Origin of the sequence: Pseudomonas sp. JL3 (assembly GCF_031570575.1) — a bacterium.
Taxonomy (GTDB): Bacteria; Pseudomonadota; Gammaproteobacteria; order Pseudomonadales; family Pseudomonadaceae; genus Aquipseudomonas; species Aquipseudomonas cucumis.
The window spans coordinates 305127-323984 of record NZ_JAKWJK010000003.1 but is presented as its reverse complement, the minus strand read 5'-3'; the positions used below and the strand labels follow the sequence as shown (position 1 = coordinate 323984).

The window sequence follows — 18858 nt, the reverse complement described above, 5'->3', positions numbered from 1 at the left end:
ACCGTGTTTTCCCTTATACATGGTGCCCATCGGCGGAGCGATCCGCGGACCTCTGCATAAAGGATTGAGCGATGAGCGAGACACGACTGACAAATCTTGCGCTGTACCTGCTACGCCTGGGCTTCGATGCGCCTCCGGCGCCGACCCTGGAAACCCTGCGCCAACTGCAACTGCGCCACACCGGTGCCTTCCCGTTCGAAAACCTCAACACGTTATTGGGTGAACCGGTGCTCATCGACCTGCCGTCCATAGAACAGAAAGTCCTGCATGATGGTCGCGGTGGTTACTGCTACGAACTCAACAACCTGTTCCTGGCCTTGCTTCAGACATTGGGCTTCGACGCACGTGGCATCACCGGTCGCGTGGTCATGGGCCAGTCCGAAGGCGCGTGGACTGCGCGTACGCACCGCTTGAGCCTGGTGACTCTGGAGGGCGTGCGCTACATCACCGACGTCGGCTTCGGCGGCATGGTGCCCACCGCACCGCTGATGCTGGATACCGAAGCCGAGCAGTTCACCCCTCACGAACCCTATCGTATCGAACCGCATGCAGACGGCTACACCCTGCGCGCCAACGTCGGTGGTGAATGGCGGGCCATGTACATCTTCGATCTGCAGCGTCAGGAAGACATCGATTACACCCTCGGCAACTGGTACGTCTCGACCCATCCCGAATCGCCCTTCGTCAAACAACTGATGGTGGCGCGGACGGGGGAGGGATGGCGACGCACATTGAATAACGGCAGCTTTGCCATTCATCGCATGGGCAGCGAGAGCGAACGGCGGCAGGTGGCGGATGCTGAGGAATTGATCGGGTTACTGGAGAGTGAATTCGGGATTCGAGTGCCGGCGCGGGAAGTGTTGAAGCGGGTGCTTGAGCGGTTGATTGAGCCTGTGTCGCAGGCAAATTGAGCGACACGTAAAGGGGCGGATTTGAGCAATTCGCCCCTTTTTCTTTTGATTGGGAGGCTCCATGGGCAAAAGGGCGGTATGGCCATATGTCCATAATCTGACTGGTTAGTTGTATACAACTCTATAGACATTTGTCCTGACTATTGAATACAGTGTGCGCACAACAAAAACCAGGGAACCCCCCAACCATGAAAACGCCCCATGTTTCATACCAACGGCCTGAGGATGAGAATCTCGGGATCGGCGCGAATATGGCTTACGGACTGCAACACGTTCTGACCATGTATGGCGGTATCGTCGCGGTGCCTTTGATCATCGGCCAGGCGGCCGGGCTTTCGCCGGCGGACATCGGTTTGTTGATTGCTGCTTCATTGTTTGCCGGGGGGGTGGCGACATTGCTGCAAACCCTGGGTTTACCGTTTTTCGGTTGTCAGTTGCCACTGGTGCAGGGCGTGTCGTTCTCTGGCGTTGCGACCATGGTGGCGATTGTCAGCAGTGGTGGGGAGGGCGGCTTTCAGTCGATTCTCGGGGCGGTGATTGCCGCGTCGCTGATCGGCTTGCTGATCACGCCGGTGTTCTCGCGAATCACCAAGTTCTTTCCGCCGTTGGTGACGGGCATTGTGATCACCACTATCGGCCTCACGCTGATGCCGGTGGCCGCGCGCTGGGCCATGGGCGGCAACAGCCATGCGCCAGACTTCGGCAGCATGGCGAACATTGGCCTGGCGGCGGTGACGCTGGTGTTGGTGCTGCTACTCAGCAAAATCGGCAGTGCGACCATCTCCCGTTTGTCGATTCTCTTGGCCATGGTCATCGGCACAGTTATCGCTGTGTTCCTCGGCATGGCAGATTTCTCGTCCGTCACCCAAGGCCCGATGTTCGGTTTCCCGGCACCGTTCCATTTCGGCATGCCGACGTTCCATTTCGCCGCGATCTTGTCGATGTGCATCGTGATCATGGTGACCTTGGTGGAAACCTCGGCCGACATTCTGGCCGTTGGTGAAATCATCGGCACCAAAGTCGACTCCAAACGCCTGGGCAACGGCCTGCGCGCCGACATGCTGTCGAGCATGGTTGCGCCGATCTTCGGCTCCTTCACCCAGAGCGCCTTCGCCCAGAACGTCGGGCTGGTGGCGGTAACCGGGATCAAGAGCCGTTTCGTGGTGGCCACCGGCGGTGTGTTCCTGGTGGTGCTCGGATTGCTGCCTTTCATGGGCCGGGTCATCGCCGCCGTGCCAACCTCCGTCCTCGGCGGTGCCGGTATCGTGCTGTTCGGCACCGTGGCGGCCAGTGGTATTCGGACGCTGTCCAAGGTCGACTACCGCAACAACGTCAACCTGATCATCGTTGCCACCTCCATCGGTTTTGGCATGATTCCCATCGCCGCACCGAACTTCTACGACCACTTCCCCAGCTGGTTCGCGACGATCTTCCACTCGGGCATCAGCTCTTCGGCGATCATGGCCATCGTGCTGAACCTGACCTTCAACCACCTCACTGCCGGCAACTCGGATCAACAATCGGTGTTTGCAGCCGGTACCGAGCGAGTCTTGCGTTATCAAGATCTGGCGGCATTGCGGGAAGGGGATTACTTCAGCGAAGGCAAGCTGCATGACTGCGACGGGAATGAGATTCCGGTGGTGGAGACGGAGCATGGGCATGCCGAGCCGCGGGCGGTGCATGCGAAAAGCAGTGAGCATGTCTGACGGCGGTACCCGGTAAAAAGGCAGGTAGATCAAAAGATCGCAGCCTGCGGCAGCTCTCTACACGATCCGTTTCGTCGCGTACGAAACGAATTGCATTCGGTCGAAGTAAAACGCGACCGACGTAGGAGCTGCCGCAGGCTGCGATCTTTTGACTTTAATGGCGAGCACAAAAAAAGCCCCTGAACTTTCGATTCAGGGGCTTTTCGATTTTGCTGTCTGGCTCCACGACCTGGACTCGAACCAGGGACCCAGTGATTAACAGTCACTTGCTCTACCAACTGAGCTATCGCGGAATGGCGTCTATGTTACTGATTCAAAAAGAGAAGTCAAGCCTCTGTTGGCAGTTTGATGTTTTCATCGGATCAGAGGGGGTTATCGGCCATTGGCGGTTACCAGAATCGCGGTAGAGGTCTACCATGGTCGCCCGGAAGTGGTGACACGCGCTGCCGGCCCTCAGCCGAAAAGGTACGCGCCATGAATCACCCAAGCCTCACACCTCAAAACAGCGGGGTGTTCGCATGAGCATCGCTCAGATCAGCCTGCCCAAAGGCGTTGGCCCGCACGCCGAGAAACTGTTCGACGCCATCACTCAGGCCAGCACCGCTGACGAATTGAACCGCGCGGGCGGCAAGGCCGAAGGTTTTGTTCTGGGCCTGGAAAGCACCAAGGCAATCAAAAGCCAGGTGGCCGAGTCGCTTTATGTGGCCTACGACGACGCAGCCAGCCAGCGTGCAACCGAACTGGCTTAACCGCCGAAGGTAATGGTGCCGAGCATCAGCTTGGCGTACGCCATCGTAGCGACCAGTTGCACCAGCCACAACGCCAGGCCGCCAAGGAACACGCCCGCAGCCACTTGCAGCACCAGGTTATTACCGCGTTTGGCCGCAGAGCGGGGCACAAAGTGGTCCAGCTCGTCGCGGTCGGCGCGTAGGCCATCGTTTTTCATGTGGGTTCTCGCAAGAATTCTCGGGTGTACTCATAACCTGTGGGAGCCGGGATGATGTGCAGTCTAGAGGGCTTGGCCGTCGGGTCGAGCGATATCTGCGACCCATAAAAAAACGGGAAGCCCTATGGCTTCCCGTTTTCAATCACGCGACGACTCAGATCACCTGAACAATGGCCTTGGTCACGGCGTCGATGTTGCTCTGGTTCAGCGCGGCAACGCAGATGCGGCCGGTGTCCAGGGCGTAGATGCCGAACTCGTTGCGCAGGCGGGTAACCTGCTCAACCGTCAGGCCGGAGTAGGAGAACATGCCGCGCTGGCGACCGACGAAGCTGAAATCGCGCTGTGGAGCGTTTTTCGCCAGCAGGTCGACCATCTGGATGCGCATGCCACGAATCCGCAGGCGCATTTCTGCCAGTTCTTCTTCCCACTGGGCGCGCAGTACCGGGCTGTTCAGCACGGCGGCGACGATGCTTGCACCGTGGGTCGGCGGGTTGGAGTAGTTGGTGCGGATCACGCGTTTGACTTGCGACAGCACGCGCGCGCTTTCTTCTTTCGAATCGCTGACGATCGACAGGGCGCCAACGCGCTCGCCGTACAGCGAGAAGGATTTGGAGAACGAGCTGGAGACGAAGAAGGTCAGGTCCGACTCGGCGAACAGGCGCACGGCCGCGGCGTCTTCATCGATACCGTCGCCAAAGCCCTGGTAGGCCATGTCGAGGAATGGCACGTGACCTTTGGCCTTGACCACTTCCAGCACGTTTTTCCAGTCCTCCGGGCTCAGGTCCACGCCAGTCGGGTTGTGGCAGCAAGCGTGCAGCACAACGATGGAGCCGGACGGCAGGGCGTTCAGGTCTTCCAGCAGGCCGGCGCGGTTAACGTCGTGAGTCGCGGCGTCATAGTAGCGATAGTTCTGCACCGGGAAACCGGCGGTTTCGAACAGCGCGCGGTGGTTTTCCCAGCTTGGGTCACTGATGGCCACGACGGCGTTCGGCAACAATTGCTTGAGGAAGTCGGCGCCGATTTTCAGCGCGCCGGTACCGCCGACGGCTTGGGTGGTGATGACCCGGCCAGCGGCAATCAGCGGCGAATCATTGCCGAACAGCAGTTTCTGCACGGCCTGGTCGTAGGCGGCGATGCCGTCAATCGGCAAGTAACCACGGGAAACGTGTTGAGCGGCGCGAATCGTCTCGGCTTCGACAACGGCGCGCAGGAGTGGAATTCGCCCCTGCTCGTCGCAGTAAACACCGACCCCCAGGTTGACCTTGTTGGTACGGGTATCGGCATTGAATGCTTCGTTGAGGCCCAGGATTGGATCGCGTGGTGCCATTTCGACAGCGGAGAACAGGCTCATTATTGCGGCGGCTCTGAATGGAGTGTGGAGGGACGTGTCGCGCTCCAGCCGAATGCACTAGAGCGGTGCACAAACGGGGAGCTAGTATAGAGGCCATCAGTGATTGATGGCGACAGGCGATTTGGCTTTTACGGTAAGTTTTTCCAATTATTTTTCGATCGTTGGTCGAGTGGCGTCGTCAAAGGTTTTACCCGATGTAGGACGTTTGCCTTGAAAGCAATGGCAAACGGCTCCACATTGAGCACAATCCAGTTTTTTCCTCGGGCGACGTCGGTCGTTTGCGGTCTTTTTCGTTCGTGCCCGGTCAGCCGTGCAGATGCGAACCCAGAGGTAGTTATGTCTGAATTCCAGCTAGTCACCCGCTTCGAGCCCGCCGGCGATCAGCCGGAAGCCATCCGCCTGATGGTCGAGGGCATTGAGGCCGGGCTGGCGCACCAGACATTGCTCGGTGTGACCGGCTCAGGCAAGACCTTCAGCATCGCCAACGTGATCGCCCAGATACAGCGCCCGACGCTGGTGCTGGCGCCCAACAAGACTCTGGCCGCGCAGCTGTATGGCGAATTCAAGGCGTTCTTCCCGAACAACGCCGTTGAATACTTCGTGTCCTATTACGACTACTACCAGCCCGAAGCCTATGTGCCGTCGTCCGATACCTTCATCGAGAAGGATGCCTCGATCAACGACCACATCGAGCAGATGCGATTGTCCGCGACCAAGGCGCTGCTGGAGCGCAAGGACGCGATTATCGTCACCACGGTGTCCTGCATCTACGGTCTGGGCAGTCCGGAAACCTATTTGAAGATGGTGTTGCACGTCGATCGCGGCGACAAGCTCGACCAGCGTGCGCTGCTGCGTCGCCTGGCCGACCTGCAATACACCCGCAACGACATGGACTTCGCCCGGGCGACCTTTCGGGTGCGCGGCGATGTGATTGATATCCACCCGGCGGAATCCGATTTTGAGGCGATCCGCATTGAACTGTTCGATGACGAAGTGGAAAGCCTGTCCGCCTTCGATCCGCTGACCGGTGAAGTCATCCGCAAACTGCCGCGTTTCACTTTCTATCCGAAGAGCCACTATGTGACGCCGCGCGAAACCCTGCTCGAAGCTACCGAAGGGATCAAGGTCGAATTGCAGGAGCGCCTGGAATACCTGCGCTCCAACAATAAACTGGTGGAAGCTCAGCGACTTGAGCAACGCACCCGTTTCGACCTGGAGATGATCCTGGAGCTGGGCTACTGCAACGGCATCGAAAACTACTCGCGCTACCTGTCGGGCCGTGAGTCCGGCCAGGCGCCGCCCACTTTGTTCGACTACTTGCCGGCGGACGCCTTGTTGGTGATCGACGAATCCCACGTCAGCGTGCCGCAAGTCGGCGCCATGTATAAAGGTGACCGTTCCCGGAAAGAAACGCTGGTGGAGTACGGTTTCCGTTTGCCCTCGGCCCTGGATAACCGGCCGATGCGTTTCGACGAGTTCGAAAGCATCAGTCCCCAAACGATTTTTGTCTCGGCCACGCCGGGCAATTACGAAGCGGAGCACGCCGGCCGAGTGGTCGAGCAATTGGTGCGCCCGACTGGCCTGGTGGACCCGCAAATCGAAATCCGTCCGGCGTTGACTCAGGTTGACGATTTGCTCTCGGAAATCACCAAGCGCGTCGCCCTGGAAGAGCGGGTGCTGGTCACCACGCTGACCAAGCGCATGTCCGAAGACTTGACCGATTACCTGGCCGATCACGGCGTGCGCGTGCGCTATCTGCACTCGGACATCGACACTGTGGAGCGGGTCGAAATTATCCGTGACTTGCGTCTGGGCGTTTTCGATGTGCTGGTGGGGATCAACCTGCTGCGTGAAGGTCTGGACATGCCGGAAGTTTCGCTGGTGGCGATTCTTGACGCGGACAAGGAAGGTTTCCTGCGTTCCGAGCGCTCGCTGATCCAGACCATCGGCCGGGCGGCGCGCAACCTCAATGGTCGGGCGATTTTGTATGCGGATCGCATCACCGGTTCCATGGAGCGGGCGATTGGCGAAACCGAGCGTCGTCGCGACAAGCAGATCGCCTTCAACCTGGCCAACGGCATCACGCCGAAGGGGGTGTTCAAAGACGTTGCCGACATCATGGAAGGCGCGGTCGTGCCGGGTTCGCGCAGCAAGAAGCGCAAAGGCATGGCCAAGGCCGCCGAGGAAAGTGCCAAGTACGAGGCCGAACTGCGCTCGCCGAGCGAGATCAGCAAGCGCATTCGTCAGTTGGAAGAAAAGATGTACCAACTCGCCCGCGATCTGGAATTCGAAGCCGCGGCACAGTTGCGCGACGAAATCGGCAAGTTGCGGGAGCGGTTGATCGCGGTTTGAGATGTGCAATGAATGGGCGGACCTCATCGCGGGCAAGCCCGCTCCCACAGGGTCTGTAGGTAGGCACATAGTGTGTGAATACCCTCAATCCTTGTGGGAGCGGGCTTGCCCGCGATGAGGTCCGCCGGAACACTATAAATATCAATTGCGCGCTTCCCAAGCCTTCAGCCCTGCCTGCAACCTCCTGGTAGGCAACACCGCCACCAGCCTGATCCCCCAATGCAATATTGGCTTATATGCCCCGCTGACTGGAGCCGGGCCGCTATCGCCTGTTACCATTCGCCTCTTGTTTGATCTTCGCTTTTATTCTTTTCGAGACATGCCATGACCACCGTCCGCACTCGCATCGCGCCATCGCCTACCGGGGACCCCCACGTAGGTACCGCTTACATCGCTTTGTTCAACTACTGCTTTGCCAAGCAGCATGGCGGTGAGTTCATCCTGCGGATCGAAGACACCGACCAACTGCGTTCGACCCGCGAGTCCGAACAGCAGATTTACGACGCCCTGCGCTGGTTGGGTATCGACTGGAGCGAAGGCCCGGACGTCGGCGGCCCGCACGGTCCTTACCGTCAGAGCGAGCGCGGCGATATCTATCAGAAGTACTGCCAGCAACTGGTCGACATGGGCCATGCCTTCCCGTGCTTCTGCACAGCCGAAGAGCTGGGCCAGATGCGCGCCGAGCAAATGGCCCGCGGTGAAACCCCTCGATACGACGGCCGTGCGCTGTTGCTATCCAAGGAAGAAGTCGCGCGCCGCCTGGCCGCCGGCGAGCCACACGTCATCCGCATGAAAGTGCCGACCGAAGGCGTGTGCGTGGTGCCGGACATGCTGCGTGGCGATGTCGAGATCCCGTGGGATCGCATGGACATGCAAGTGCTGATGAAGACCGACGGCTTGCCAACGTACTTCCTGGCCAACGTGGTCGATGACCACTTGATGGGCATCACCCACGTTTTGCGTGGTGAAGAGTGGCTGCCTTCGGCACCGAAACTGATCCTCTTGTACGAATACTTCGGCTGGGAACAACCGCAGCTGTGCTACATGCCGCTGCTGCGTAACCCGGACAAGAGCAAGCTGTCCAAGCGCAAGAACCCGACCTCGGTAACGTTCTACGAGCGCATGGGCTTCATGCCGGAAGCAATGCTCAACTACCTGGGCCGCATGGGCTGGTCGATGCCGGACGAGCGCGAGAAGTTCTCGCTGCAGGAAATGGTCGACAACTTCGACCTGAGCCGCGTCTCACTTGGCGGGCCGATTTTCGACATCGAGAAGCTGTCGTGGCTCAACGGCCAATGGCTGCGTGACCTGCCGGTGGAAGAGTTCGCCGCTCGTCTGCAAAAGTGGGCGCTGAACCCTGAATACATGATGAAGATCGCACCGCACGTGCAGGGCCGGGTTGAAACCTTCAGCCAGGTCGCACCGCTGGCCGGCTTCTTCTTCGCCGGTGGCGTGAACCCGGACGCCAAGTTGTTCGAATCCAAGAAACTCTCGGGTGATCAGGTTCGTCAGTTGATGCAGTTGATTTTGTGGAAGCTGGAAAGCCTGCGTCAGTGGGAGAAGGACAGCATTACTGCGACGATTCAATCGGTGGTCGAATCTCTGGAATTGAAGCTGCGTGACGCCATGCCGCTGATGTTCGCCGCGATTACAGGCCAGGCCAGCTCGGTGTCGGTGCTCGATGCGATGGAAATCCTCGGTCCGGACCTGACCCGTTTCCGTCTGCGTCAGGCTATCGACCTGCTGGGCGGCGTGTCGAAGAAGGAAAACAAGGAGTGGGAAAAGCTTCTGGGCGCGATTGCCTGACGGCGTTTGACTCTGTAGGAGCTGCCGAAGGCTGCGATCTTTTGATCCTGATCTTCGGCACTTCCCCCGAATTTACGGGGGGAGGGCGGTAAGTGATTGTTATGTGGGCAAAAAATTTTGGAAATTGTTAAAAATAAGTTTGACAGCCTTCCGATGCGCCATTAAGATTCGCCCCGTCCTCAGCGATGAGGGGCTATAGCTCAGCTGGGAGAGCGCTTGCATGGCATGCAAGAGGTCGACGGTTCGATCCCGTCTAGCTCCACCAATTTACACTTCAAGGTCTGGCCACACCGGCCTTGAAGCGATCAACACTCAGCGTTGATCAAGTGTATAGAAGGGTTTGCGTCCCCTTCGTCTAGTGGCCTAGGACACCGCCCTTTCACGGCGGTAACAGGGGTTCGAGTCCCCTAGGGGACGCCAGTTTTACAGAAGCGATGTTGCAAGATGTCGCTCCGCCGCGAGGCGAAAAATCCGGGGCTATAGCTCAGCTGGGAGAGCGCTTGCATGGCATGCAAGAGGTCGACGGTTCGATCCCGTCTAGCTCCACCAATTTTACAGTTCAAGGTCTGGCCACACCGGCCTTGAATCGATCAGCTCTCAGCACTGATCAGTTGTATAGAAGGGTTTGTGTCCCCTTCGTCTAGTGGCCTAGGACACCGCCCTTTCACGGCGGTAACAGGGGTTCGAGTCCCCTAGGGGACGCCACGATTACCCGCTCTGCGGGATTTTTAAGGGTCATTCAATTATTGAATGGCCCTTTTGTTTGTCTGGCATTTGGCCAACTCTCCTTTTTCCTCAAAACTGTTCTTCAGACCAGCGGTCACATCCACGACTTGCGAAAAATTATTATGAGAATAATATTCTAGTCGTAATATTCGGAGGCAACGATGAACGATAAAAAAGCTCAAACCCGCGAGCGCATCCTCAAGGCTGCCAGTGCAGCGCTGATTCAGCGCGGCCCGGCCGAGCCGAGCGTGGGCGAAGTGATGGGTGCGGCCGGCCTGACGGTCGGCGGCTTCTACGCGCACTTCGAAAGCAAGGACGCATTGATGCTGGAAGCGTTCAAGCAGCTGCTCAGCCATCGTCGTGGCTTGATCGCCGATATGGACGCCGAGTTGACCGGCGAAGAGCGTCGCGCCTTGGTCGCAGCGTTCTATCTGTCGCGCAAACACCGTGATTCCACCGAGCATGCGTGTCCGATTCCGGCTTCGGTCGGGGAGCTGGGCCGTCTGCCGGACGAGTTTCGTGTGGCGTTGAATGAACATGTTGAGTTGATGGTCGCGCAGTTGGCGGCCAGCCCGGAAGACACCGACAAAGTCTTGGCCGACATCGCCTTGATGGTCGGTGGTTTGGCTCTGGCGCGGGCGCTGGGGCCAGGAGAGTTGTCTGATCGTTTGCTGCGCGCCGCCAAATCGGCGGTGCTATGACCTAAAGGCGTCAGTTTGAGGAGATGGGCGATGAACACGTTGAGCTGGGTTCGTGGCGTTAATGGCACCTTGGGCTGGTTCGCGCCGAAGCTGATGGCGAGCAAGATGCGCCTGGCATTCATGACCCCGCGCGAATTACCGCCGCGTGACTGGGAATTGCCGCTGCTGGCGAAGTCCGAGCGGATCACCTTGCGCTTCGGCCTTTCGGCGCTGCGTTGGGGGCAGGGGCCGGCGGTGTTGTTGATGCACGGCTGGGAAGGCCGGCCAACCCAGTTTGCTGCCCTGATCACCGCGCTAGTCGATGCCGGCTACACCGTGGTTGCCCTGGACGGCCCGGCTCACGGTCGCTCCCCTGGGCGCGAAGCCAATGTGGTGCTGTTCGCCCGGGCGATGCTCGAAGCGGCCGCTGAATTGCCGCCGTTGCAAGCGGTGATCGGTCACTCCATGGGCGGCGCCAGTGCCATGCTCGCAGTTCAGTTGGGCTTGCGCACCGAAACCCTGGTCTCGATCGCCGCCCCGGCGCGAATTCTAGGGGTACTGCGTGGATTCGCCCGCTATGTGCGCCTGCCGCCCAAAGCGCGTTCGGCGTTTATTCGCCAGGTGGAGAAAGACGTCGGCATGCGCGCCGCTGCGCTGGATGTGGCGCGCTATCAGCTCGACATGCCGGGGCTGATCGTCCATGCCGAGGACGACAACTTTGTTCCAGTCAAAGAATCCCAATTGATCCACGAAGCCTGGTTCGATAGCCGTCTGTTGCGCCTGGAAGAGGGCGGTCATCAACGGGTGCTCGCCGACCCGCGGGTGATCGATGGCGTTCTTTCGCTGCTGGCCGGTCGCAGCCTGCAATCGCGCCAATCGGCCTGAGCTTCCGTTACACTGCCCCGGTCGAAATCATCTGACCGGGAGTGGGGCATGGGCTGGGATCGGGCAACGCCGTTTATCATTGATCTGGAAGTGGGCGCCGAGGACATCGACGGGCTGGGCCACGCGAACAACGCGGTGTACGTGACCTGGCTCGAGCGCTGCGCCTGGCGCCATTCGCAACGGCTTGGGCTGGATCTGGTCGAGTACCGGCGGCTGGATCGGGCGATGGCGGTGGTGCGGCACGAGATCGATTACCTGGCAGCAGCCTATGAGGGCGATGAGTTGCAGTTGGCGACCTGGATCGTCGATTGGGACCAGCGCCTGAAAATGACCCGACACTTTCAATTGAAGCGCCCCAGCGACAACACGACGTTGCTGCGGGCGCAGACCACATTCGTGTGTATCGAATTGTCGACCGGCAAGCCCAAGCGCATGCCGGTGGAATTCATCGAAGGCTATGGTCCCGCGTTGCAGGAGTTGGATTCAGCGAAAACCTAATGTGGGAGGGCTTGCTCGCGAAAGCGGACTGACAGGCAGCACAATTGTTTAATGTTAAACCGCTTTCGCGAGCAAGCCCGCTCCCACCAGGAATCAGCGATGTTCTGCAGATTTCTCGCGCAATCCAGTAAACTGCCGCACGTTTTTCGTTGAGTGTGTTTTTCATGCAAATTGCTTTGGCGCCCATGGAGGGGTTGGTCGACAACATCCTGCGGGACGTGCTGACCCGTGTGGGCGGTATTGATTGGTGCGTGACCGAGTTCATTCGGATCAACGATCAACTGCTCACGCCTGCCTATTACCACAAGTTCGGCCCGGAGCTGCTGACTGGCGCCCGGACCGCCTCCGGCGTGCCGCTGCGGGTGCAACTGCTCGGTTCCGATCCGGTATGCCTGGCGGAAAACGCCGCGCTGGCCTGCGAATTGGGTTCGGAAGTCATCGATCTCAACTTCGGCTGCCCGGCCAAGACCGTCAACAAATCCCGTGGCGGCGCGGTGCTGCTCAAAGAGCCCGAACTGCTCAACCAAATCGTCGAGCATGTCCGTCGTGCCGTCCCTGCGCATATCCCGGTGACCGCCAAGATGCGCCTCGGTTTCGACAGCCCGGACGGCGCGCTGGTTTGCGCTACGGCCCTGGCTGAAGGCGGTGCGGCACACATCGTGGTTCACGCACGGACCAAGACTGATGGCTACAAGCCGCCAGCCCACTGGGAATGGATCCCTCGGGTGCAGGACGTAGTCAAAGTGCCGGTATTTGCCAACGGCGACATCTGGAGCGTCGAGGACTGGCGTCGTTGCCGCGAGATCAGCGGCGTCGAAGACATCATGCTCGGTCGTGGTCTGGTATCGCGCCCGGATCTGGCCCGGCAAATCGCCGCCGCCCGCGCCGGTGAAGACGTCGTCGAGATGACCTGGGCCGAGCTGCTGCCGCTGATTCAGGACTTCTGGCTGCAAGCCAAGGCGCAGATGACGCCACGTCAATCGCCGGGTCGCTTGAAGCAGTGGCTGGCGATGCTGACCCGCAATTATCCCGAAGCGGTAGAGTTGTTCACCGTCCTGCGTCGTGAGACCGAACTGGATAATGTCTCGCGTTTACTGGGTCTGCAGGTGCCTGAAGCGGCCTGAATTTACATAAAAAAATCTGAAAAAAAATCTCTTGAAAAGTAATCAGCGATCCTTATCTAAGGATTACGTGATGCCGAATTCGGGTCGCGGAGACAAAAAAACTTGCTGATTATGTTCAGGAGATTTGAATCATGAGTACTGCATTTTCCCTGGCCCCACTGTTCCGTTCCTCGGTAGGTTTCGACCGTTTCAACGACCTGTTCGAAACCGCCCTGCGCAATGAGCCAGGCACCACCTATCCACCCTACAACGTTGAAAAATACGGTGATGATCAATACCGCATTGTTGTAGCGGCCGCCGGTTTCCAGGAAGAAGACCTGGACCTGCAAGTGGAGAAAGGTGTGCTGACCATCAGTGGCGGCAAACGTGACGCGGACGAAAACGTCACTTATCTGTACCAAGGCATCGCTCAGCGCGCCTTCAAACTGTCGTTCCGTCTGGCGGACCATATTGAAATCAAGGCCGCCGAACTGCGCAACGGTTTGTTGAGTATCGACCTGTTGCGCGTGATTCCGGAAGAAGCGAAAGCCAAACGCATCCCGATCAACGGGACGGAAAAACCGGCGCTGCAGCATTGAGTCATTCGAAGACATACATTCGTTTGAACAGGCTGTAACCCGCTGAATGAAGGCCCCGACTTGTCGGGGCCTTTTTGTTTCCTGGCGAAAACAGCACTGCAAACTTTGCCGCCTTGCGACGGTTTCTCTACAATCCGCGCCAGTTTTGCCGACTCCCATCCTGTCTGGTCGGCCCGGAGTTTTTTTTCATGGAAGAGATACAACAGCGTTGGCTGTGCGGTCTTTCTGCGCCGATGGTGGCCCTCAATCCTCGCGCCCATTATGACGAGCCTGCTTTCTACTCCGATCCGCAATTCATCGACCTGCAATGCAGCTGGGGTATCAGCGACCGGCCGCAGTTATTAAGCATGCTCGAAGGGATGGCGGACGACGGTCATGCCTCTCATCTCGATGGGGCGTATCGGTCGTGGCAGCGTTGCTTGCCGAGCGAATGGCAGGCACTGCTTGAAACGCTGTCACCCCGCGAACGCGACTTGCACGAATTCGCCGGGCGTACCTTCGGTGGATGCGGGCCGGGTGGCATCAGGGCTTGGGATCTCGGGCGCATGGGGTTTCTCTTGCGCTGTGGCTTGCGCAATGAGTGGATCGATTTAACTGAAAGTCTTTGGCTGCATGGCCGACTCGCCGTGAGAGCGCAATACCATTACGGCAGTTGGTTCTCCTATTTCAATGGTTTCCTGGCCGGTCATGCGTTCTGGAGCTGTCTGGGCAACAGTGACGAACAGATGGCTCATGAGCTTGATCGGCAAGGGGAGTTTTCGCGGAGCGCTTTCATAGCGCGTGGTCTTGCGCACGACATCCCTTCTTTCCTGGTAGACCTGCCCTGGCACATGGACCTCAACCCACTGCCACGCCCGGCGTCCCTTGAGGAGTTCGACTGGTCATGAGTTGCTGGATACGCCTGGGTATAGAACCTACCAAAGACCAGACAGTTATTCGAAATGCCTATCGCGCGCGTCTACCGGAACATCATCCGGAGAGTGATCCTGAGGGCTTTCAGGCACTGCGTGAGGCCTATGAAAGTGCCACCCGCTTCGCTCGTCATGAAGAGGACGAAATCGAAGATAAAGGTACTGGTGCCCCTGAGGTTCCGCAGACCTTGGTGGATTTTTACGCGTTGCTCGAAGATCCGGCTCGGCGCTTCAATCCAGAGGCCTGGCAAGCGTTCGTTAAAGCGTTGGATCAGTTGCCTCTGGACGCTCTTGATGACCTCGGTTGGGGGTTGTTCCATGCATTGGCCAATGCCGGGTCGCTGTCTTACCGCTGCGCGAATCTGCTGGCGCAACGGATGGGTTGGGAGCACCAACTGCTGGATCTGGGGTTCGAGCAGGCGAATAAAGTCGAACAGTTCCTGCAACGCATCAAGGCGCCAGACCCGTTCGACACGACACTGATGAGCGGGTGGTCCGAGCCTGCGCAGATGGAAACCCTGTGGTATGCCCGCAGCCTCGACTACCTCTTCGAGCATCGTCCGCTCCATGAATTCGAAGACTTCGCCAACCATCACACCTGTTTGCCGCTGCCGACGGACGAAGTATTCATCAAGCGTTTGCTGGTGCGGTTCACTCAGGCGGGTATCGGTGGTGCAGGTCTGCTGCAGCTGTGTGTCGAACAACAGAGCCAGGCGCCAGACGATATCGATTGGCTTTATTTGTTGGCTTGTCAAAACAGTTTGTTGGGGCTTGAGGATCAGGCGCTGCCCTGCTGGATCCGGCTCTGGCTGGAGTATCGTCACCCGAAGGCTGAAAGTTGCTTGCTGGAGCTTTGCGCCAAACGTCAACCAGACTTTCTCGCGCTGCTGATTCAGGCATTTGACCGTCTGGAAAATTTCCGTGACTGGTCCCATGACCTGGACGATGTCACTCAAGAATATGGCAGCCCTTCACAGCGCCCCGAAACGCTGGCTCGCTGGCTTGGGGTTGGGCAACTCAATCTGCAAGGTTTGGCATCCGCATTTGTCGACTGGCGGATGACAGGGGATGAACTGCCTCTGCTGGCGTTGCTGCTAGGGGAGCATGCGGATTCCCGCTTGCAGCGTCTGTACCGGCATGCATGGGCCTTGCATCGTGGGGATGTGTGGTTGTTGCAACAAATACTGGACGAGCCGCACCCGTTCGATGCCCTTGAGGGGCTGGTGCTGAGCGGGTTCAAGTATCAGGCAGAGCAGCAACTTTGTTGGTTGAATCAGGCGCCGATTCCATTGGCAATGAAGGCCTTTCTCAACAGTCGTTCAGTTGAGCCGCAACTGGCCGAGGAACTGACAAAAGGTGAGCCGCACAAGATTTGCCGCCTGTGGCTGCGCAGACTGCGGGCTTACGACCAGTCTGCCCTGGTGCGGATCGATCAGGCATTTGACTTGCTGGACGCAGAGGCGGACACGAACTTGCGGAGCTTGAGCCTGCTGGTTCAATTGGGGCAGCGAGGCGCAGTCCTGCCGGACATTGCGCAAGGCGAGGCAGCGTGGCAATGGCACGCTCAAACGGTATTCCTGCTGGCATTGCTCGAACAGCCTGAGCGTTGGCTGACGTTGATCGATACGCAATGCCTGGAGCGACTGGAGGTCAACCCGGCTCATCCCCTGAGTCGGCTCCAGCCGTTATTGCGGCGTTTGCAGCGTGAGCAAGGTAACTGCACCGGTTTGCTGGGGTGGCTGCAAGGTACCGATCCGGTCCATGGTTTGCTCGTGCAGCAGCTGTTCAATGTGCAACAGGCCCTCGACAGCGCAGCGCTGCCCGGTAATGCGCAGCTCTATACCTGCATTGAAAGTGATCCTGATGCGTGCGGCGAGGATTTGCTGGGGCTGATGCTGCTCTGGGGGGTGCTGTATCACGATCCGAGCCTTGACGCCGAGCAGCATCGTGCACTGTTGCAATCCATCGCTGCTATCAGTTGTGAAGATGACTGGTTCGAAGCGTTTCGTGATGGTTTGCTCAAAGGGGATCCTGTTTGGCCGCCGCGCAAAGTGCTGACGGATTTCGACGTCGACAAGCTGCTGGTCTATGAAGTCCTCGATACGCTGAGAAGTCTGATTCGTTATGGCGCGGCAGGAGTGCCGAGGACCAAGGTGCTGCAACAGTTGCAGCGTGGCAAGGATGAAGCCGCGAACAGTGTGGGCTTGCGTCTGGCATTGACTGCCTTGCTGTCCTGGAGCGAGCGCCTGCTCCTGGCCAAAAGCGACACTCGCCCGGTGCCGTCGGTTGCGGTCTGGCGCTTGGGCACGCGATTGGGGCGCAAGGCGTTTATCGGGCAAGTGCTGGGGTGTGTGCTGATCACCCCGATCGTGGCGTTGCTAAGCGGCACCGCCGTCTCGGGGATTGTCATGCTGCTGCTGAGCATCGCGTTGTTGCTCAGTGCGATTCTGCGTCGGCTGCATGACATTGGCCGCGGGATTCCCACACTGCTGATTATCGCCTGCCTGACGCCGGTATTGCCGTTCCTGCCTCTGGTGTTGTTCGGCTTTCCCGGCGACAAGCTGCCTAACCGCTATGGTGTGCCGCCGGACAGCGCCGGTGAGGACACGTTGCCCGGTGGTTTGCAGGCGACCCTGCGGCGGCTTAACGGCTAAAGACGCAGTTGATCCAGCGCTTTATTGAGTTGTGACCGATGGCTGGCAATCTCCACCGATTGCTGGCCACCGAGCACGGCGGTAAAGGCATCCAGCCAACCGGCAATTTGTTCGCGCTCATCGCCCAGGCTCTGCGTCCACGCTCGCTCCAGTCGTGCCAGCAGGGTGCGATTGGGCAGCGCGTCCCGTGGATGGATTTTCAGGGCGCTGAGCCGTTCATGGCTGTTTTGCCGTGATTGCGGGTCGAGCCCGGTGGGGCTGCGATCAATGCTGTGGCTGTGGCGTTCGCCGCTGGCCAGCAGGGTTACGTCAACTTCAAGCAAACCGTTGATGTCGTAGCTGAAGCGCACATCCAGCGCCTGTGTCTGGTCGCTGGGTGTCATCGCGACATCGAAGGCATCGATGAAAATATTGTCCCGTACCCACGGCCGTTCACCCTGATAGACCGCGATACGGATTTGGTTTTGCTGCGGATGGGTGGTGTAAAAGCGTTGCACCCGAGAGGTGGGGATCACGGTGTTGCGTTCGATGATCGGTGAGAAGGCGCCGCTGACGTCTTCACCGCGATTGGTCGAGATGCCCAGAGTGTATGGGCAGACGTCGGTCAGGATCAGCTCCTCGATTGCACTGTCGCGGGCCTTGCACGCCGCCTGGGTGGCGGCGCCCAGTGCGACAATCGTGTCCGGGTCGAGGTGGCGATAGGGCAGGCGCCCGAACAGTGTGGCGACCATCTGCTGCACGGCTGGCATCCGCGTAGCACCTCCGACCAGCACCAGGCTGTCGAGGTCCCGGGGTTTGAGCCGTGCATCGCGCAGGGCTTGTTCGATGGGAGCGCGCAACCGGGCCAGCAGCGGCTCCCAGATTTTCAGCGCTGCAGCCTCATCCAGCGACCACTCGCGCAAGACGCCGGCGCCATTCCAGTTCAGATGCTGGGTGCCTTCACTGAGTTTGCATTTGAGTTGCTCCAGAGCATCGCCCAGGCTGGCCAACCCTTGGCCGTCGATCAGCTGCGGGGTGAGTTGCCAGTCTTTCAGGCAGGCCTGTAGCAACGTTGCAGTGAAGTCTTCACCGCCGAGGAAGTTGTCGCCGGTGGAAGCGTGCACTTCAATCAGCGGCACTGCGTATTCCAGTACCGTGACATCGAAGGTGCCGCCGCCCAGGTCGAAAATCAGCGTGCGCTCGAACTTCTGCTCGTGCAGCCCGTATGCCATGGCGGCGGCGGTCGGCTCGTTGATCAGCCGCGACACCGTCAAGCCTGCCAGCTCGGCGGCAAACAGCGTGCGTTTGCGTTGCTCGTCACTGAAGTAGGCCGGCACCGAAATCACCGCCTCATGCACCGGATGGCCCAGCCAGGCTTCGGCATCCTGTTTGAGAGAGCCGATTACCAGTGCTGACAGTTCTTCCGGGCTGAATTGCCGCCCGCCCAGTTCGAACTGTTTGTCGCTGCCCATAAAACGCTTGAACGCCGCCACTGTGCGTTCCGGATGGGTGGTTAGACGGGCGCGAGCCGCATTGCCAACCAGAATGCTGTCGTCCTCATCGAGGCTGACCACGGAAGGGGTGAGGAAATCGCCAAGGGCGTTGGGAATCAACTGTGCCCGACCTTCCTGCCAAACGGCGATCAGGCTATTGGTGGTGCCAAGGTCGATACCCAGCAAGGCCGGGCGGGGGAGGGTTGCATCCTGCATGGTTGATCTCTTTGAGGCGGTGCAAAAAAACGCGACCCTACA

The 18858-nt window shown here is 59.0% G+C and carries 15 protein-coding genes and 5 tRNA genes; 16 read left to right on the top strand and 4 right to left on the bottom strand.

Annotated elements, in window-relative coordinates:
* Positions 1 to 71: 71 nt before the first annotated feature.
* Positions 72 to 911 (top strand): arylamine N-acetyltransferase, encoded by an 840-nt coding sequence (locus MMG91_RS07880; RefSeq protein ID WP_310659268.1) that lies wholly within the window; start codon positions 72 to 74, stop codon positions 909 to 911.
* Between the two features lie 188 nt (positions 912 to 1099).
* Positions 1100 to 2617, top strand: a complete 1518-nt coding sequence (locus tag MMG91_RS07875) for a nucleobase:cation symporter-2 family protein (protein WP_310659267.1) — start codon at positions 1100 to 1102, stop codon at positions 2615 to 2617.
* A 217-nt stretch (positions 2618 to 2834) separates the two neighbouring features.
* Here the strand turns inward: MMG91_RS07875 and MMG91_RS07870 are convergent.
* Positions 2835 to 2910: transfer RNA gene (locus MMG91_RS07870), tRNA-Asn, on the bottom strand.
* Positions 2911 to 3135: 225 nt separating this feature from the next.
* Between MMG91_RS07870 and MMG91_RS07865 the strand changes: the two genes are divergently transcribed.
* On the top strand, positions 3136 to 3366 hold the full coding sequence (locus tag MMG91_RS07865) for a hypothetical protein (protein WP_008007186.1): 231 nt from the start codon (positions 3136 to 3138) through the stop codon (positions 3364 to 3366).
* Here MMG91_RS07865 and MMG91_RS07860 read toward each other — a convergent pair.
* Together MMG91_RS07860 and MMG91_RS07855 are read right to left on the bottom strand one after the other, a co-directional pair.
* A complete protein-coding gene (locus tag MMG91_RS07860) occupies positions 3363 to 3563 on the bottom strand; it encodes a hypothetical protein (protein ID WP_310659266.1) in 201 nt (66 codons plus the stop codon). The two genes, MMG91_RS07865 and MMG91_RS07860, sit on opposite strands and share 4 nt — an antisense overlap.
* Positions 3564 to 3717: 154 nt before the next feature.
* Positions 3718 to 4914 (bottom strand): amino acid aminotransferase, encoded by a 1197-nt coding sequence (locus tag MMG91_RS07855; RefSeq protein ID WP_310659265.1) that lies wholly within the window; start codon positions 4912 to 4914, stop codon positions 3718 to 3720.
* A 336-nt stretch (positions 4915 to 5250) separates the two neighbouring features.
* Between MMG91_RS07855 and uvrB the strand changes: the two genes are divergently transcribed.
* The 13 genes from uvrB to MMG91_RS07790 all read left to right on the top strand — a co-directional run bounded on the left by uvrB (position 5251) and on the right by MMG91_RS07790 (position 17128).
* Positions 5251 to 7266: an excinuclease ABC subunit UvrB gene (gene uvrB / locus MMG91_RS07850; protein ID WP_008007189.1), complete on the top strand. Its 2016-nt coding sequence runs from the start codon at positions 5251 to 5253 to the stop codon at positions 7264 to 7266.
* A 324-nt stretch (positions 7267 to 7590) separates the two neighbouring features.
* Entirely contained in the window at positions 7591 to 9072 is a 1482-nt protein-coding gene (gltX, locus tag MMG91_RS07845) for a glutamate--tRNA ligase (RefSeq protein ID WP_310659264.1), read from the top strand.
* A gap of 189 nt (positions 9073 to 9261) precedes the next feature.
* Positions 9262 to 9337 (top strand) — tRNA-Ala (locus MMG91_RS07840).
* A 79-nt stretch (positions 9338 to 9416) separates the two neighbouring features.
* A tRNA-Glu gene (locus tag MMG91_RS07835) sits at positions 9417 to 9492 on the top strand.
* A 53-nt stretch (positions 9493 to 9545) separates the two neighbouring features.
* Positions 9546 to 9621 (top strand) — tRNA-Ala (locus MMG91_RS07830).
* An 80-nt stretch (positions 9622 to 9701) separates the two neighbouring features.
* Positions 9702 to 9777 (top strand) — tRNA-Glu (locus MMG91_RS07825).
* A 182-nt stretch (positions 9778 to 9959) separates the two neighbouring features.
* Positions 9960 to 10499: a TetR/AcrR family transcriptional regulator gene (locus MMG91_RS07820; RefSeq protein WP_038980068.1), complete on the top strand. Its 540-nt coding sequence runs from the start codon at positions 9960 to 9962 to the stop codon at positions 10497 to 10499.
* 30 nt (positions 10500 to 10529) lie between these two features.
* Positions 10530 to 11363: an alpha/beta fold hydrolase gene (locus tag MMG91_RS07815; RefSeq protein WP_305426219.1), complete on the top strand. Its 834-nt coding sequence runs from the start codon at positions 10530 to 10532 to the stop codon at positions 11361 to 11363.
* Between the two features lie 48 nt (positions 11364 to 11411).
* Positions 11412 to 11861, top strand: a complete 450-nt coding sequence (locus MMG91_RS07810; RefSeq protein WP_310659263.1) for a thioesterase family protein — start codon at positions 11412 to 11414, stop codon at positions 11859 to 11861.
* 164 nt (positions 11862 to 12025) lie between these two features.
* Positions 12026 to 12985, top strand: a complete 960-nt coding sequence (locus MMG91_RS07805; RefSeq protein WP_310659262.1) for a tRNA-dihydrouridine synthase — start codon at positions 12026 to 12028, stop codon at positions 12983 to 12985.
* 131 nt (positions 12986 to 13116) lie between these two features.
* Positions 13117 to 13563: an Hsp20 family protein gene (locus MMG91_RS07800; RefSeq protein WP_305449023.1), complete on the top strand. Its 447-nt coding sequence runs from the start codon at positions 13117 to 13119 to the stop codon at positions 13561 to 13563.
* Between the two features lie 188 nt (positions 13564 to 13751).
* The gene (locus MMG91_RS07795; protein WP_305449024.1) at positions 13752 to 14450 is read left to right on the top strand and encodes a DUF1266 domain-containing protein; all 699 of its coding nucleotides are present in this window, start codon (positions 13752 to 13754) and stop codon (positions 14448 to 14450) included.
* Positions 14447 to 17128, top strand: coding sequence for a DUF805 domain-containing protein (locus MMG91_RS07790; RefSeq protein WP_310659261.1), 2682 nt, complete (start codon positions 14447 to 14449; stop codon positions 17126 to 17128). The genes MMG91_RS07795 and MMG91_RS07790 overlap by 4 nt, the downstream gene beginning before the upstream one ends.
* Here MMG91_RS07790 and MMG91_RS07785 read toward each other — a convergent pair.
* Positions 17125 to 18816, bottom strand: a complete 1692-nt coding sequence (locus MMG91_RS07785; RefSeq protein WP_310659260.1) for a molecular chaperone HscC — start codon at positions 18814 to 18816, stop codon at positions 17125 to 17127. The two genes, MMG91_RS07790 and MMG91_RS07785, sit on opposite strands and share 4 nt — an antisense overlap.
* Between the last annotated feature and the right edge of the window lie 42 nt (positions 18817 to 18858).

Bases quoted from the DNA above. Each gene is read 5' to 3' on its own strand.
- MMG91_RS07880 (WP_310659268.1), top strand. From the start codon at position 72: ATGAGCGAGACACGACTGACAAATCTTGCGCTGTACCTGCTACGCCTG.
- MMG91_RS07875 (WP_310659267.1), top strand. From the start codon at position 1,100: ATGAAAACGCCCCATGTTTCATACCAACGGCCTGAGGATGAGAATCTC.
- MMG91_RS07865 (WP_008007186.1), top strand. From the start codon at position 3,136: ATGAGCATCGCTCAGATCAGCCTGCCCAAAGGCGTTGGCCCGCACGCC.
- MMG91_RS07860 (WP_310659266.1), bottom strand. From the start codon at position 3,563: ATGAAAAACGATGGCCTACGCGCCGACCGCGACGAGCTGGACCACTTT.
- MMG91_RS07855 (WP_310659265.1), bottom strand. From the start codon at position 4,914: ATGAGCCTGTTCTCCGCTGTCGAAATGGCACCACGCGATCCAATCCTG.
- uvrB (WP_008007189.1), top strand. From the start codon at position 5,251: ATGTCTGAATTCCAGCTAGTCACCCGCTTCGAGCCCGCCGGCGATCAG.
- gltX (WP_310659264.1), top strand. From the start codon at position 7,591: ATGACCACCGTCCGCACTCGCATCGCGCCATCGCCTACCGGGGACCCC.
- MMG91_RS07820 (WP_038980068.1), top strand. From the start codon at position 9,960: ATGAACGATAAAAAAGCTCAAACCCGCGAGCGCATCCTCAAGGCTGCC.
- MMG91_RS07815 (WP_305426219.1), top strand. From the start codon at position 10,530: ATGAACACGTTGAGCTGGGTTCGTGGCGTTAATGGCACCTTGGGCTGG.
- MMG91_RS07810 (WP_310659263.1), top strand. From the start codon at position 11,412: ATGGGCTGGGATCGGGCAACGCCGTTTATCATTGATCTGGAAGTGGGC.
- MMG91_RS07805 (WP_310659262.1), top strand. From the start codon at position 12,026: ATGCAAATTGCTTTGGCGCCCATGGAGGGGTTGGTCGACAACATCCTG.
- MMG91_RS07800 (WP_305449023.1), top strand. From the start codon at position 13,117: ATGAGTACTGCATTTTCCCTGGCCCCACTGTTCCGTTCCTCGGTAGGT.
- MMG91_RS07795 (WP_305449024.1), top strand. From the start codon at position 13,752: ATGGAAGAGATACAACAGCGTTGGCTGTGCGGTCTTTCTGCGCCGATG.
- MMG91_RS07790 (WP_310659261.1), top strand. From the start codon at position 14,447: ATGAGTTGCTGGATACGCCTGGGTATAGAACCTACCAAAGACCAGACA.
- MMG91_RS07785 (WP_310659260.1), bottom strand. From the start codon at position 18,816: ATGCAGGATGCAACCCTCCCCCGCCCGGCCTTGCTGGGTATCGACCTT.